This is a genomic window from Tardiphaga robiniae (genome assembly GCF_013359755.1).
GTDB classification, from domain to species: Bacteria; Pseudomonadota; Alphaproteobacteria; order Rhizobiales; family Xanthobacteraceae; genus Tardiphaga; species Tardiphaga robiniae.
The window spans coordinates 139,469-155,050 of record NZ_JABMCJ010000077.1; the positions used below are offsets into that span (position 1 = coordinate 139,469).

Consider the following 15,582-nt stretch of genomic DNA (forward strand, 5'->3'; position numbering starts at 1 on the left):
AAATGCCAAACTTGCCACTATCGGATTTGCGTGTCGCGGAAATCGGATCCGGCGACACGCTGGATTACTGCGGCAAACTGTTTTCCGATTTCGGCGCCGAGGTCATCAAGATCGAACCGCCTGGCGGCGATCCTGCGCGGCAATATCCGCCGCTCGTCGATGCCGGCGATGGCCGCCGCGAGAGCGGATATTTCGCCTGGCTGAATACCAACAAGCGCAGCGTCATCGCCGATCTCGACAAGTCCGACGATGTCGCGCGTGTCCGCGCGTTGCTTGCGACATGCGACCTGCTGATCGACGCGCGCACGCCGTCGGAGATTCCCAACTCACTCCTGACGCATGATGATCTGCGCAAGGAGCAACCGGGCCTCGCGATCACCGCGATCTCGTGGTTCGGCGAACACGGCCTCTACAGCAATTATCAGACGACGGACTCCGTCTGCCGCAGTCTCTCGGGCAGCGTGAAGCTGGTCGGTGCGCAGGCAGGCCCGCCGGTGCTGCCGCGCGACGGACAGATCGCCGTCATGGCCGGCCTCACCGCGTTCATTCCGACACTGGCCGGCATGTATGGTCGCAACACCGGCGCGCGGCGCTTTGCCGTCAGCGCGCATGAGGCGATGTTGCAGATCAGCGAATTCGACACAGGACTCGCGCTGGAAGTCGGCTTCACGCGGCCACGCATGGCCATCAACCGGTTCGGCCGCGGCTATCCCGTCGGCAATTTCCCAACCAAGGACGGCTGGCTCGGCATCACGGTCGTGACACCGGCGCAATGGGCTGCGTTCTGCGTGATGCTCGGCCTTCCCGAACTGGAGACAGAGCCGCAGTTCAACGACGGTCTCGCGCGCACCAATAATTCCAAAGCGCTGTTCGATATCTTCCAGCCCATCCTGATGCACAAGAGCGCAAACGAATGGTTCGAGATGGGCATCGAGCTGCGTCTTCCGCTCGCTGTCGTGCCGGACATGGAGACGCTGCTGAAGCAGCAATACTACCGCGACCGCGGCGCCTTCGCGAAGGTCGACATCGGGACGGCATCATTCGATGCGCCGGTGCTGCCGCAAACGCTAACCGGCTCGCGGCCGAAGCCCAATGGCCGCGCGCCATTTGCCGGCGATGACACCATCGACGCCCTGCTTGCGCATCAGCGCGTGGCGACGAGGCAGGCAACACCTGACGATCCGCAGCCGCTGAAAGGCCTGCGCATTATCGATCTCACCATGGGCTGGGCCGGTCCATCGGCAACGCGGCAGATGGGCGATCTCGGCGCCGACGTCATCAAGGTCGAGTCCTGCCAATATCCGGACTGGTTTCGCGGCACCGATCCGCGCGGCCCGTATTTTCCGGAACGCACCTACGAGAAGATCTACTGGTTTCAGCAGATGAACCGCAACAAACGCGGCATCACGCTGGATCTCACCAATTCGCGCGGCAAGGAGCTGCTGAAACAACTGCTCGCCGGCGCCGATGCTGTGATCGACAACTATGCCGCCGACGTGCTGCCGCGCATGGGCCTCGATGCCGCAGCCATGCACAAGATCAATCCGCGTCTCGTCGTGGTGACGATGCCCGCCTTCGGCATGACCGGTCCATGGAGCGGCGTGCGCGCCTATGGCTCGACGCTAGAACAGGCCTCAGGCCTGCCATCTGTCACCGGCCGCGAAGGCGATCCGCCGACCATGCTGCATGCCGCGCTCGGCGATCCCTTCGGCGGCGTCAGTGCCGCGGCAGCATTGATGCTCGGCTTCATGCATCAGAAGAATACCGGCCTCGGCCAACACATCGATCTCAGTGCGACGGAAGCCCTGCTGCCTCTTGTCGCACCCTCGGTCATCGAGCAATCAGCCACCGGCAAATCCGGCCCGCGCATCGGCAACCGGCATCCGCGCTTCGTGCCGAATGGTTGCTTTCCCTGTCTTGGCGAAGATCAGTGGATCACCATTGCCGTGCGCAGCGACGAGGAATGGCAAGCGCTGTGCAAGGTCATGCATCGCAACGACCTGGCTGAAGATGCTGCACTTGCCACCACCGAGGGACGCCGCGCCGAAGAGGACCGTATCGAGGTCGCGGTCCGGCACTGGACGACGACCGTGCGACCGGATCTGGCCATGGTGACGCTGCAGGACGCCGGCGTGCCCGCGGGTACCGCGCGACTGCCGCTGGACCTGGCCGGCGATCCGCACCTGCTCGCAGTCGGACATTGGCAGCCTGTGACCAAGGTATTTATGGGCCCGCATCTGCTGCCTTCCGTTGCCTATCGCGAAGGCAGTGCCAAATTGCCCTACCCGATCACCCGTCTCGCGCCCACGCTCGGCCAGCACAATGAGGAAGTCCTGCGCGATCTCCTGGGCCTCAGCGCAGCGGACATCGACGAATTGCGCGCCGCGGAAATCATTGGCGACGCTGCAATATCCAAGAAAGCGAAGGCCACGCCTACGACCAAGTGAGGCTGCAAGTGAGGCTTGCAGCTTCTACCGCCATGGCTCACACTCCCGGCATAAGGCCAGCGACGGATGGATCAAAAGATTCGGCGTCGCGACAACGGCCAGCACAAATGCTTCCAGGGAGAAACACCATGCGCAAACTAGCCCTCATTGCGTCCATTGCGCTGCCGATGCTCGGCGGCACGGCGATGGCGCAGGAGACCGTGAAGATCGGTTATATCGATCCACTGTCCGGCGGCGGCGCCAGCGTCGGCGAAGTCGGCCTCAAGACCTTCCAGTTTCTCGCCGATGAGTTGAACGCCAAGGGCGGCATTCTCGGCAAGAAGGTCGAGATCGTCCCACTCGACAACAAGACCAATCCGCAAGAGAGCCTGATCCAGGCGCAGAAGGCGATCGATGGCGGCATTCGCTACATCACCCAGGGCAACGGCTCGTCGGTCGCCGGTGCGCTGTCTGATTTCGTCACCAAGTTCAACGACCGCAATCCTGGCAAGGAAGTCCTGTACTTCAACTATGCGGCGGTCGATCCGGTTCTGACCAACGAGAAATGCAGCTTCTGGCATTTCCGCTGGGATGCCAATTCAGACATCAAGATGGAAGCGCTCACCAACTACATCAAGACCGTGCCTGCGGTGAAGAACGTCTACCTGATCAATCAGGACTACTCGTTCGGTCAGTCGGTGCGCAGCCAGGCGCGCGCCATGCTCGGCGCCAAGCGGCCCGACGTGAAGATCGTCGGCGACGAACTGCATCCGCTGCTGAAGATCACCGACTTCGCGCCCTACATTGCGAAGATCAAGGCCTCCGGCGCCGATAGCGTCATCACCGGCAACTGGGGTCAGGATTTTGCCCTCTTGCTGAAGGCTGCGGCTGACGCAGGCCTGAAGGTGAGCTGGTTCACTTATTACGCCGGCGGCACCGGTGGCCCGACCGCCATCAAGCAGGCCGGCCTGAACCATCAGGTGTTCCAGATCGCCGAAGGCATCCCGAATCTCGGCCACGCCTCGGCCGACGTGTTCGAAAAGGCACTGCGCGCCAAGTATGACTTCAGCCTGTTCTATCCGCGCGCCGTGAACGAGATGCGCATGTTCGCCGCCGCGGCGGAGAAGGCCAAGTCGCTCGATCCGGTGAAGGTGGCTGCTGCGCTCGAAGGCATGGAGTTCGAGGTGTTCGACGGCGGCAAGGGCAATATGCGCAAGGACGACCATCAGTTCTTCCAGCCGATGTATATCGCCTCGTTCGGCGAGCGCACCGACAAGGAGCCGTTCGACGAGGAAAAGACCGGCTGGGGCTGGAAGCTGGCCGCGAAGATCGACACGCCGCAGACGGTGCTGCCGACAACCTGCAAGATGGAACGGCCGTAAGCCCTGCCTTCTCCCCGCCTGCGGGGAGAAGGTGGACCGAACTTGCAGAGCAAGTTCGGGACGGATGAGGGGGACTCTCAGTTTCACTCACTGCCTCCCCCTCACCCGGATTGCTGCGCAATCCGACCTCTCCCCGCAAGCGGGGAGAGGTTAAGACGCCGCCGCACTCCGGCACACTCCTCACCCGAGAGGCAGATACTTCGTGCTTGAACTGATCGTCATCTCCACGCTCAACGGCGTTCTGTACGGCATGCTGCTGTTCCTGATGGCCTCAGGCCTGACGGTGATCTTCAGCATGCTCGGCGTGCTGAACTTCGCCCATGCCAGTTTCTACATGCTCGGCGCTTTCTTCGGCTTTCAGATCAGCCGTTGGTTCGGCTTCTGGCCGGCGCTGATCCTTGCGCCGCTGCTGGCCGGCGCGCTCGGCGCCGCCGTCGAACGCTACGGCCTGCGTCACGTTCACAAGAACGGCCACGTCGCCGAGCTGCTGTTCACCTTCGGGCTTGCTTTCGCCATCGAGGAGATCGTGCAGATTATCTGGGGCAAGAGCCCGGTCGATTTCCGCGTACCACCGCTGCTCGACTTCCCGGCCTTCACGCTGTTCTCCACCAACTACCCGGCCTTCAAGATCTTCATGCTGGTCGTCTCCATCGTGATCTTCATCGGATTGCTGGTGGTGCTGAAGCGCACGCGCATTGGCCTGATCGTGCAGGCGGCGCTGACCCATCCGCATATGGTCGGCCATCTCGGGCACAATGTCGGGCGTATCTTCATGCTGGTGTTCGGCGTCGGGACTGCGCTCGCCGCCGTCGCCGGCGTGATCGCAGGCCCGGCGCTGGTGACGCAATCCAACATGGCCGGTCTGCTTGGTCCGATCCTGTTCGTCGTCGTGGTGGTCGGCGGCCTCGGCTCGCTGCCCGGTGCCTTCATTGCCTCATTGCTGATCGGCCTCGTGCAGACTTTTGCTGTGTCGATGAACGGCTCGCTGGCCGGCGCCTTCGGCCCGCTCAGCCCCGACTATGCCGCCACCTGGCTCTCCGATATCTGGAACGTCACCGTCGCCCAGATCGCACCGATCATGCCCTATCTGCTGCTGGTGCTGATCCTGATCTTCCGCCCGATGGGCCTGCTGGGAACACGCGACACATGAGCGACGCCTTAGCCAAGATTCCGGCAACCATCGCGCCGCCCCGCCCCGCCGCCTCCGACCGGCTGAAGTTCTACGGCATCTGGATCGGCGCCGCGCTGGCGCTGCTGGTGCTGCCAAAACTGTTTTCGTCGGGCGGATCGCTGACCACTTTCAGCCTGATCGGCATTTCGATCATCTTCTCGTTGTCCTACAATATCCTGCTCGGCCAGACCGGCATGCTGTCGTTCGGCCACGCGGTCTATTACGGCCTCGGCGGCTTCCTCGCGATCCACGCCATCAACATCATCGCCAGGAACAAGTTCGCGATCCCGCTGCCGCTCGTGCCGCTGGTCGGCGGCGCGGCTGGCCTCGTCTTCGCCATGCTGCTCGGCTGGGTGTCGACGCGGCGCTCCGGTACGGCCTTTGCGATGATCTCCCTTGGCGTCGCAGAACTCGTCGCATCCTCGGCACTGATCCTGCGCACCTTCTTCGGCGGCGAAGCCGGCGTCTCCGCCAACCGCACCAAGGTGCTTCGTCTGTTCGACTGGAGCTTCGGCCCGCAGATCCAGATCTATTATCTGGTCGCGGCCTGGACGTTGATCGCCGTCATCGCGATGTATGCCCTCACCCGCACGCCGCTGGGGCGCATGTGCAACGCAGTGCGCGACAATCCCGAGCGTGTGCAGTTCGTCGGCTACGATCCGCACATCATCCGCTATATCGCCTTCTGCTTCTCCGGTCTGTTCGCCGGCATAGCGGGCGCGCTAGCCGCGATCAATTTCGAGATCGCCAATTCGGCCTATCTCGGCGCCGTACAATCCGGCACCGTGTTGTTCGCCACCTATATCGGCGGCGTCGGCTTCTTCATCGGTCCAATCGTCGGCGCGATCTTCGTCACGCTGCTGTCGCTCGGCCTCTCCGATCTCACGCAGGTCTGGCAGCTCTATTTCGGCCTGATCTTCATCGCCGTGGTGATGTTCGCGCCCGGCGGCATCACCGGCCTTCTGATGATGCACCGACCGCTGCTGAAAGGCGGCACGCTCAGCCGTGTGCTACCGAGCTATCTCGTCGCCTTCGTACCGACGCTGGCGATGATCACCGGCCTGATGCTGGCGATCGAGACGACCGTCCACTTCACCGTCAATCCCGGCGAGGACTCGCATATCAAAGCCTTCGGGATTCCATTCGATGCAGCGAACCCTGCGATCTGGGCCGTTGCCGCCGTGCTGCTGATCGGCGGCTTCATCATCGCGCGCAAGACCTGGGCGCGCGTCGCCGGCAGTTGGGACGATGCCCTAACCGCCGCGCGCGAGAAGGGAGTGGCCGCATGAGCACCGCCATCGAGCTGCGCGGCGTCGAGAAGACCTTCGGCATCACCTCCGTGATCCGCAACGTCAACCTCACGGTCGCCCAGGGCGAACGCCATGCGCTGATCGGTCCCAACGGCGCCGGCAAGTCGACGCTGTTCAATCTCATCAGCGGCTATATGAAGCCATCAGTCGGCAGCATCCTGCTGCGCGATCAGGTGATCTCCGGCCTGCCGCCGTTCCAGATCAACCGGCGCGGATTGTCGCGCAGCTTCCAGGTTACCAACGTGTTCGCCAAGATGAGCGTGTGGGAGAACCTGCGCTGCGCCGTACTCTGGGCCACCGGCCATCGTTACGCGTTCTGGAAGAATGTCGACAACCTGCCCGAGGTGCGCGACCGCACCGCGCAAATCCTGCAGGATATCAACCTCGTATCGCGCCGCGACGTACCCGCGGGTCTTTTGACCTATGCCGAACAGCGCGCGCTTGAAATCGGCATCACCATTGCCGGCGGCGCCGATGTCATCCTGCTGGACGAGCCCACGGCCGGCATGAGCCATGCCGAGACCGAACGCGCCGTGGCACTGATCCGGCGGCTGACGGAGGGCCGCACGCTGCTGATCGTCGAGCACGACATGAGCGTGGTGTTTGGCCTCGCCGACCGCATCTCGGTTCTGGTCTATGGCCAGATCATCGCGTCGGGGGCGCCGGAGGAAATCCGCGGCAATCCCAAGGTCAAGGAAGCCTATCTCGGCGAGGAAGTGGCGTGATGCTCCAAGTTCAGGACCTGCACGCCTATTACGGCAAGAGCCACATCCTGCAGGGCGTCGATCTGCATATCGATGCCGGCGAGGTCGTCAGCCTGCTCGGCCGCAACGGCGTCGGGCGCTCCACCACCGTGAAGGCCATCATGGGCGAAGTGCCGCCACACGGCACCATCACCTTCAAGGGCGCCAATATCGCCGGCCTGCCGAGCTTCAGGATCGCGCATCTCGGCCTCGGCTATGTACCGGAGCATCGCGACATCTTTCCGGGCCTCACGGTACGGCAGAACCTGATGCTGGGGATCAAGGATCCGCGTCATCCCGGCAAGTGGAAACTCGACGACATGCTCGGCATGTTTCCGAACCTCGCCGCGCGCGCCGACACTGCGGCCGGCGTGCTGTCCGGCGGCGAGAAGCAGATGCTGACGATCTGCCGGACGCTGATGGGCGATCCTGAACTCGTGATGATCGACGAGCCCACCGAGGGCCTTGCACCGATCATCGTGCAGCAGGTCGGCGACCTCATCGCCGAGATCGCACGCCGCGGCGTGGCGATCCTGCTTGTCGAACAGAAGCTGTCGATCGCGCTGCGCATCTCGCACCGGGTCTATGTGATGGGCCACGGCCGTATCGTGTTCGAAGGCACGCCCGCCGAACTCAAGGCCAATGACGCCGTGCGCAGGGAATGGCTGGAAGTCTGAACGCTCTTCCTTACCTCTCCCCGCTTGCGGGGAGAGGTCGATGTCCGCATGCGAAGCCTGCGGGCGTCGGGTGAGGGGGAATCTCCACATGCTTCGAGCCCGCTGAGAGTCCCCCTCACCCGACCGCGCTTCGCGCGGCCACCCTCTCCCCGCAAGCGGGGAGAGGAAACGCGCCACCGCTGCGTCCTAGCCACGGCCTAGTCGCCGTAGCTACCCAACTTTTCGAGATCGACCACTGTCACGCCGCCATATTCGAGCCGCAGCAGACCCTCCTTCTCCAGCGTCTGCAGGCACTGGTTCGCCCTCTGCCGCGAAATGCCGCTGATGGCACCGAGCTCTTCCTGGGTGATGTCCAGATGCCTGGTCGCGTCGCGATAGAGGATCGGGTTGAACAGCGAGGCAATGCAGCGCGCGAGGCGTCCTGTGGCGTCGAGCCTGCGGCCATATTCAGTCAGTGCGATGAATTGACCGAGCCGTTCGTTCAACAGCGAAACCAGGAAGCGGTTGAAGCCGACACTGTTCTCGAACAGCCACATAAATGCCGGGCGCTCCATGAATGCGAGCTTGGAGTCGCGTAGCGGGACAATGTCGTAGCGGCGCGGCTCGTTCTTCAGCACGCTGCCCTCGCCGAACCACGCACCGGCCGTCAGGCCGGTGATACTGACCTCCTTGCCGCTGCGCGAGATGGTACCGATCTTCGCCAGACCGCTCACCACGCCGGTCCAGTATTCGAACTGGTCACCGCGCATGCAGACGAATTCATTCGCCTTGAACGACTTCTCGACGATGCCGGCGCGCGCGACCTCGATCTCCTTCTCGTTCAGGTCCCGCGCCCAGGCCGCGATGCGCTTGAGATGATCTGCAGCAATCATAGGGTCCGCTTCACTTCGAATGTTGCAGCGCAAAAGAACGCTCGCGCGACAAATTGGCAGGCAGATTGTCCGCCGCGAGACATTTCAGGATACCGATTTGACGTAGGGAAGACCACCGCGAAAGGTCATTAGTAGAATGGCTTAGCGTGACCGGGCGATATAGGCTCGGGACCATCCGAGGAACGTGGATAAAGAGCGCGACAAGCGCCGTATCTGGGAGGATTTGAGTGGCGGTTGCTCTGGACGTGCGCGGGGTGTCACTGCGCTTTGGTGGCGTTCGCGCGCTCACCGATGTGAGTTTCGCTGTCAATGACGGCGAGCTGTTCTCGATCATCGGGCCGAACGGCGCGGGCAAGACCTCCATCGTCAACTGCATCTCCGGCCGCTATCGCCCAACCGAAGGCCAGCTGTTCTATCACGGCAAGGATATCACCGGACTCAACCCGAATGCCCGCCCCGGTCTCGGCATCGGCCGCACCTTTCAGAACCTCGCGCTGTTTCATCATATGAGCGTGCTCGACAACATCATGGTCGGCCGCCATCACCTCCTGAAGAACAACTTCCTCACCGGCTCGCTGTACTGGCTGACCGGCGCACGCAAGGAAGAGCTCGAGCATCGCCGCAAGGTCGAGGAGATCATCGACTTCCTCGATCTGCAGAGCGTGCGCAAGGCCACCGCCGGCACCCTTCCCTATGGTCTGCGCAAACGCGTCGAACTCGCCCGCGCGATGGCGCTGGAGCCCAACCTCATCCTCCTCGACGAGCCTATGGCCGGCATGAACTTCGAGGAGAAGGAGGACATGGCGCGTTATATCGTCGATCTCAATGAAGAATACGGGATGACGGTGATGATGATCGAACACGACATGGGCGTCGTGATGGATATCTCCCATCGCGTGATGGTGCTGGATTTCGGCCGCAAGATCGCCGAGGGCGATCCGGCTGCCGTGCTCGCCGATCCGCACGTCAAGCGCGCCTATCTCGGTGAAGAAGACGAAGCCCTCGTCGATCCCGACCATGCGCCTATCGCTGCGGAGAGTGCCGCATGATCGACTATGCCGGACGCGTCAAACAGGCAGATACCTATCCGAAGCTGCTGCGCCTCAACGCCAAAGAACATGGCCAAGAGATCGCGCTGCGCGAGAAGGATTTCGGCCTGTGGCGGGAGTTCACCTGGAACGATTACCATGCCCGGGTGAAGGATTTCACGCTCGGCATGGTCGCGCTCGGCATCGCGCGTGGTGATGTCATCGGCATTATCGGCGATAACCGGCCGGACTGGGTCGCTGCCGAGATCGCCGCGCATGCCATCGGTGGTATGAGCCTCGGTCTCTATCGCGACGTACTGGATGAGGAAGCCGCCTATCTCCTCAACTACGGCGAAGCCAAGATCGTGTTCGCCGAGGATGAAGAACAGGTCGACAAGCTGCTCACCCTCGCCGAGCGAGTCCCTGCGCTGAAGCACATCGTCTACAGCGATCCGCGCGGCATGCGAAAATATGACGACCCGCGCCTGTTGGAGGCCGACAGGCTCGCCCAGATGGGCCGCGACCGTGCGGCGCGCGAGCCGGGCCTCTACGATCAACTGGTCGATGCGACGCAGGGCGAGGATGTCGCGATCCTCTGCACCACGTCGGGCACCACGTCGAATCCCAAGCTGGCGATGCTCGCGGCGGGCCGCGTGCTCGGCCACTGCGCGGTGTATCTGTCGTTCGATCCGAAGGGACCGGATGATGAATATGTTTCGGTGCTGCCGCTGCCCTGGATCATGGAACAGGTCTATGCGCTCGGCAAAGGTCTCCTGAGCCGGATGAAGGTCAACTTCGTCGAGCAAGCCGACACCATGATGAACGATTTTCGTGAGATCGCGCCTACTTTCGTGCTGTTCGCCCCGCGGGTCTGGGAAGGTATCGCAGCTGACGTGCGCGCACGGGTGATGGATTCGTCGCCGCTGAAGCAAAGCCTGTATGAGCTCGGCATGAAGTCGGGCCTGTCCGCACTTGCGCAAGGCAAGCGCTCGGCCGTCGCCGATACGCTGCTGTTTCGTGCCCTGCGTGATCGTCTCGGCTTCACACGGCTGCGCTCGGCCGCCACCGGCGGCGCCGCACTGGGCCCCGATACATTCAAATTCTTCCGCGCCATGGGCGTACCGCTGCGCACACTCTATGGCCAGACCGAAACACTCGGCGCCTTCACGCTGCATCCGCCAGACGCTGTCGATCCCGACACCACCGGCATCGCCATGGGCAGCGGCATCGAAATCGAAGTCCGCGATCCCGACGTGCAAGGCGTCGGCGAGATCGTGGTCAGGCATCCCAATATGTTTCTTGGCTATTACAAATCGCCCGAGGCTTCCGCCGCCGATCTGCGCGATGGCTGGATGCACTCCGGCGATGCCGGCTATTTCAACGACAACAAGCAGCTCGTCGTCATCGACCGCATCAAGGATCTGGCACAGACCGCGCGCGGCGAGCGCTTCTCCCCGCAATATATCGAGAACAAACTGAAATTCTCGCCCTATATCGCCGAGACCGTGGTGCTGGGCGACAACCGCGATGCACTCGCGGCGATGATCTGCATCCGCTTCTCGATCATCTCGAAATGGGCCGAGAAGAACCGCATCTCGTTTACGACCTATACGGACCTGTCGTCTCGCCCGGAGGTCTATGAGATGATCCGCAAGGAAGTCGCGACGGTGAATGCCACGCTGCCGCCTGCGCAGCGGATCGCCAAATTCCTGCTGCTGTACAAGGAGCTCGACGCCGACGACGGCGAGCTGACCCGCACCCGAAAAGTCCGCCGCAGCGTCATCAACGAGAAATACGCCGATATCATCGACGGCATCTATGGCGGCGCCCGGGATATCCCCGTCGACACCACCATCCGCTTCCAGGACGGCACCTCCCAGCGCATCCGCACGCGATTGGTCGTGGTGGACATGGCGCGGGATGGCGCGCGCATGGAGGCGGCGGAATGAAGAACCTGAGCTTTACCGATAGCCCCCCTCACCCGGCACGCGCGCTAACGCGCGCCTGCCGACCTCTCCCCGCAAGCGGGGGGAGGTTAAGAAACTGCGGCGTCTCGGTTCTAGCTAACCTCTCCCCGCTTGCGGGGAGAGGTCGGATCGCTCTTGCGATCCGGGTGAGGGGGAGCTTCCGCAAGCGCCGTCGCAATGACTTCGACAACACCCTCGATATTGTCCAAGACATCATGGTTCCAGAATCTGAGCACCCGGTAATGATGCTCGACCAGCCACTGGTCACGGGCAACATCGCGCACATTGTCAGCGTGTTGCCCACCATCCACCTCAACGATCAGACGCCGCTCCCGGCAGATCATATCGACGATGTAGTTGCCGATCGACTCTTGTCGCACAAACTTGTGCCCGTCCAAGGAACGTGCGCGAAGGCGATACCAAAGCGCATTCTCGGCATCGGTCGAATCTCGCCGCAGCCTTCTGGCACGTGTGGTTCTGACCGCATTGGCCTTGCGCATGTGGAAGCTCCCCTCACCCGGCGCTGCGCGCCGACCTCTCCCCGCAAGCGGGGAGAGGTTAGCACTCCGGCCATCGCATGAACACGCAGTTCCTCCTCCAGCTTCTGGTCAACGGCCTCGTGGTGGGCACGCTTTATGGCGTGGTCGCGATGTCGTTCGTGCTGATCTACAAGGCGACGCAGGTCGTGAATTTCGCGCAGGGCGAATTGCTGCTGATCGGGGCCTGGGTGTGCTGGACGTTGCTGACCAAATACCAGGTGCCGTTCTGGCTGGGCATGCCGATGACGCTGGTGTTCATGTTCGCCTTCGGCATCCTGATCCAGGTCGTGATCCTGCGGCCGCTGGTCGGCGAGCCGGTCATCTCGGTGATCATGGTGACCATCGCGCTGTCCGCCGTGTTTCAGGCGGCACTGAAATGGATCTATGGCGTCAACCCGCAGCCATTCCCGCGTGTCTTCACCAGCCAGTCGGTGACGATCGGTAGCCTACAGATCCAGACCGTCTACGTGATGAGCCTGGTTGTCTCCGTCGCGATGATGATCGGCATGGCGTGGTTCTTCAAGGTCTCAAAATGGGGCCTCGCGATGCGCGCCACCGCGTTCAACCAGCAGGTCGCGCAATCGCTGGGCATTTCCGTCAAAACCGTATTCGCGATGGCCTGGGCGATCTCGGCCATGGTCTCCGCGGTCGCCGGCGTCGTCGTCGCCGTCGTCAACGGCGTGTCATCCGGCCTGTCGATCTACGGCATCAAGGTGTTTCCGGCGGTTATTCTCGGCGGCCTCGACTCCATCGGCGGCGCCGTGGTTGGCGGCATCATCATCGGGCTGCTGGAGAACTTCGCGCAATTCATCGACAGCGAATATCTGCACTGGGGCAATCTCTATGAGGTCGCGCCGTTCTACGTGCTCATCATCATCCTGATGATCAAGCCTTACGGCCTGTTCGGCACCAAAGACATCGAGCGGGTGTAAGCATCATGGCCAGTCCCTCCCTCATCCCGGCCGGCGATTTCCGCAGTTCCTATGCGGTCGACACCACCATCTTCCCGACCAAGACCAGCCGCAACGCGGCGATCCTCGGCGTGGTGCTGATCTGTTTCGCGCCGCAACTGCTCAGCGAATACTGGCTCAGCCAGCTGATCATGATCGGCATCTACGGCATCGCGGCGCTGGGGCTCAACATCCTGGTCGGCTTTACCGGCCAGATTTCCATCGGCCACGCCGCGTTCTTCCTGTTCGGCGCTTTCACCTCGGCCTATATCTCCAACAACTATCCGATCCCGGTGTTTTTCTCGATTCCCATCGCCGGCGTGGTAACGGCCATCGTGGGACTCATTTTCGGCCTGCCGGCGGCGCGGTTGAAGGGGCTATACCTCGTGATCGCCACGCTGGCCGCGCAATACATTCTGCTCGACTTCTTCTCCCGCGCCGACTGGTTCAGCGGCGGCTCGGTGCCGGCGACGGCCAAAGCGTTCTCGATCTTCGACCATACGCTGCGCGGCGACCGGCAGTATTTCTATGTGGTGCTGGCCTATGTGGTGGCGAGCTATCTGCTGGTTACCAACCTGATGCGCTCGCGCGACGGCCGCGCGCTGGTGGCTGTGCGTGATCACTATCTCTCGGCCGAGATCATGGGCATCAATCTCACCAAATATCGCACGCTGTCCTTCGGGCTCGCCGCGTTCTTCGCCGGCATCGCCGGCGCGCTGTACGCGCATAACCAGCTCGTGGTCTCCAACGAGGGTTTCGGCATCGAGCGCTCGATCCTGTTCCTGGCAATGGTCATCATCGGCGGTACCGGCTCCATCATGGGAACGCTGATGGGCACGGCCTTCGTGGTGCTGGTGCCGGAAGCGATGGAATGGATCAGCATGGAGCTGAAGGGCGGCGTCATCGACAAAGCGCTGGCGCTCAACAACAATCTGACCTTTCTGCGCGAGATCGCCATCGGCCTCATCATCATCGCCTTCCTGGTGTTCGAACCCGACGGGCTCGCGCATCGCTGGCGGCAGATCAAGACCTACTGGAAACTCTACCCGTTCTCGCATTGAGAACGGGACGGACTGGACGAAACGACAAAATATAAAATCCAACGGGAGAATGCTCATGACGATGAAATCATTTCTAACGTCCGCGTCCATTGCCCTTCTGATCGCGGGTGCGTCCGCCAGTGCGCAGGCGCAGATCGCCGTCGGCCACCTCGCCGATTATTCCGGCGGCACCTCCGACGTCGGTACGCCCTACGGCCAGGGCGTGGTCGATACCTATGCCTGGATCAACAAGAATGGCGGCGTCGGCGGCAAGCAGGTCAATCTCGATAGCAACGACTATGGCTATCAGGTGCCGCGCGCCATAGCCCTGTACAAGAAGTGGTCGGGCGCCGACAAGGTCGCGGCGATCATGGGCTGGGGCACGGCAGATACCGAGGCGCTCACCGGCTTCCTCGCACAGGACAAGATCCCGGATATCTCGGGCTCCTACTCGGCCGCGCTGACCGACCCGACCGGTGCCGGCGGCAAGGCGAAGCCCGCGCCGTATAATTTCTTCTACGGCCCGTCCTATTCGGACGCACTACGCGCCGAACTGACCTGGGCAGCGGAGGACTGGAAGTCCAAGGGCAAGTCGGGCAAGCCGAAATATGTCCATATGGGCGCCAATCATCCCTACCCCAACGCGCCTAAAGCGGCTGGTGAAGCGCTCGCCGCCGAACTCGGCTTTGACGTGTTGCCGCCACTGGTCTTCGCACTCGCGCCCGGTGACTACAGCGCACAGTGCCTGAGCCTGAAGAGCGCCGGCGCGAACTATGCTTATCTCGGCAACACCGCAGCTTCCAACATCTCGGTGATGAAGGCCTGCAAGGCTGCCGGCGTCGACGTACAGTTCATGAGCAATGTGTGGGGCATGGACGAGAACGCGGCAAAGGCCGCAGGCGATGCTGCCGATGGCGTGATCTTCCCGCTGCGCACGGCGGTGAGCTGGGGCGGCAACGCGCCGGGCATGAAGACGGTGCAGGAGATTTCCAAGATCTCCGATCCTTCGGGCAAGATCTATCGCCCGGTGCACTACATCGCCGCGGTCTGCACCTCGCTCTACATGAAGGAAGCGCTCGACTGGGCCGCGAAGAACGGCGGCGCTACCGGCGAGAACGTCGCCAAGGGCTTCTACCAGAAGAAGGACTGGGTACCGGCCGGCATGGAAGGCGTCTGCAATCCCTCGACCTGGACCCACAAGGATCACCGCCCGACCACCAAGGTCGACCTGTATCGCTCGAAGGTCTCCGGCGCGACCGATGGCGATCTGAACGATCTGATGGCCAAGGGCACGATCAAGCTGGAGAAGGTGAAGACCGTGGAGCTGCCGCGCAAGCCGGAATGGCATGGGTGGTAGTTTGAACTAAGACGCCGATGTTCCCCTCCCCCTTGCGGGGAGGGGTCAGGGGTGGGGGTGCCACGAGCGACGGCGCTTGTGGCACCCCCACCCGACCGGCCCAAGTGGGCCGGCCACCCT

Annotated in this window: 13 protein-coding genes; 11 read left to right on the top strand and 2 right to left on the bottom strand. The window is 62.5% G+C overall.

All coding sequences use genetic code 11. From position 1 onward, the window contains the following. Window positions 1-2 precede the first annotated feature (2 nt). The 6 genes from HP556_RS09170 to HP556_RS09195 all read left to right on the top strand — a co-directional run bounded on the left by HP556_RS09170 (window position 3) and on the right by HP556_RS09195 (window position 7,709). A complete protein-coding gene (locus tag HP556_RS09170; protein ID WP_175366726.1) occupies window positions 3-2,447 on the top strand; it encodes a CaiB/BaiF CoA-transferase family protein in 2,445 nt (814 codons plus the stop codon). A gap of 128 nt (window positions 2,448-2,575) precedes the next feature. Next, window positions 2,576-3,808 carry a branched-chain amino acid ABC transporter substrate-binding protein gene (locus HP556_RS09175; protein ID WP_089268117.1) on the top strand — a complete coding sequence of 411 codons (1,233 nt, stop codon included), beginning with the start codon at window positions 2,576-2,578 and terminating at the stop codon, window positions 3,806-3,808. Window positions 3,809-4,010: 202 nt separating this feature from the next. Further along, window positions 4,011-4,958 (top strand): branched-chain amino acid ABC transporter permease, encoded by a 948-nt coding sequence (locus tag HP556_RS09180; RefSeq protein ID WP_068738207.1) that lies wholly within the window; start codon window positions 4,011-4,013, stop codon window positions 4,956-4,958. Continuing rightward, the gene (locus tag HP556_RS09185) at window positions 4,955-6,268 is read left to right on the top strand and encodes a branched-chain amino acid ABC transporter permease (protein ID WP_175366727.1); all 1,314 of its coding nucleotides are present in this window, start codon (window positions 4,955-4,957) and stop codon (window positions 6,266-6,268) included. Before HP556_RS09180 ends, HP556_RS09185 begins: the two co-directional genes overlap by 4 nt. After that, window positions 6,265-7,014: an ABC transporter ATP-binding protein gene (locus HP556_RS09190; RefSeq protein WP_175366728.1), complete on the top strand. Its 750-nt coding sequence runs from the start codon at window positions 6,265-6,267 to the stop codon at window positions 7,012-7,014. Before HP556_RS09185 ends, HP556_RS09190 begins: the two co-directional genes overlap by 4 nt. After that, entirely contained in the window at window positions 7,014-7,709 is a 696-nt protein-coding gene (locus tag HP556_RS09195) for an ABC transporter ATP-binding protein (RefSeq protein WP_089268120.1), read from the top strand. The genes HP556_RS09190 and HP556_RS09195 overlap by 1 nt, the downstream gene beginning before the upstream one ends. Window positions 7,710-7,906: 197 nt before the next feature. On the opposite strand, the gene HP556_RS09200 is transcribed toward HP556_RS09195, so the two are convergent. Beyond that, a complete protein-coding gene (locus HP556_RS09200) occupies window positions 7,907-8,581 on the bottom strand; it encodes a Crp/Fnr family transcriptional regulator (protein ID WP_093760121.1) in 675 nt (224 codons plus the stop codon). Window positions 8,582-8,808: 227 nt separating this feature from the next. Between HP556_RS09200 and HP556_RS09205 the strand changes: the two genes are divergently transcribed. After that, the gene (locus HP556_RS09205) at window positions 8,809-9,630 is read left to right on the top strand and encodes an ABC transporter ATP-binding protein (RefSeq protein WP_093760123.1); all 822 of its coding nucleotides are present in this window, start codon (window positions 8,809-8,811) and stop codon (window positions 9,628-9,630) included. Continuing rightward, window positions 9,627-11,558 (top strand): long-chain fatty acid--CoA ligase, encoded by a 1,932-nt coding sequence (locus tag HP556_RS09210; protein ID WP_175366729.1) that lies wholly within the window; start codon window positions 9,627-9,629, stop codon window positions 11,556-11,558. The genes HP556_RS09205 and HP556_RS09210 overlap by 4 nt, the downstream gene beginning before the upstream one ends. 110 nt (window positions 11,559-11,668) lie before the next feature. On the opposite strand, the gene HP556_RS09215 is transcribed toward HP556_RS09210, so the two are convergent. Next, the gene (locus HP556_RS09215; protein WP_175366730.1) at window positions 11,669-12,076 is read right to left on the bottom strand and encodes an endonuclease domain-containing protein; all 408 of its coding nucleotides are present in this window, start codon (window positions 12,074-12,076) and stop codon (window positions 11,669-11,671) included. A 77-nt stretch (window positions 12,077-12,153) separates the two neighbouring features. Here HP556_RS09215 and HP556_RS09220 point away from each other — a divergent pair, with 77 nt between their 5' ends. From HP556_RS09220 to HP556_RS09230, 3 genes are read left to right on the top strand one after another with little or no spacing between them, the layout of a single operon-like run. Beyond that, the gene (locus tag HP556_RS09220) at window positions 12,154-13,047 is read left to right on the top strand and encodes a branched-chain amino acid ABC transporter permease (RefSeq protein WP_089268124.1); all 894 of its coding nucleotides are present in this window, start codon (window positions 12,154-12,156) and stop codon (window positions 13,045-13,047) included. 5 nt (window positions 13,048-13,052) lie between these two features. After that, window positions 13,053-14,126: a branched-chain amino acid ABC transporter permease gene (locus tag HP556_RS09225; RefSeq protein ID WP_175366731.1), complete on the top strand. Its 1,074-nt coding sequence runs from the start codon at window positions 13,053-13,055 to the stop codon at window positions 14,124-14,126. Between the two features lie 55 nt (window positions 14,127-14,181). Beyond that, window positions 14,182-15,462, top strand: coding sequence for an ABC transporter substrate-binding protein (locus tag HP556_RS09230; RefSeq protein WP_175366732.1), 1,281 nt, complete (start codon window positions 14,182-14,184; stop codon window positions 15,460-15,462). Window positions 15,463-15,582: the final 120 nt, after the last annotated feature.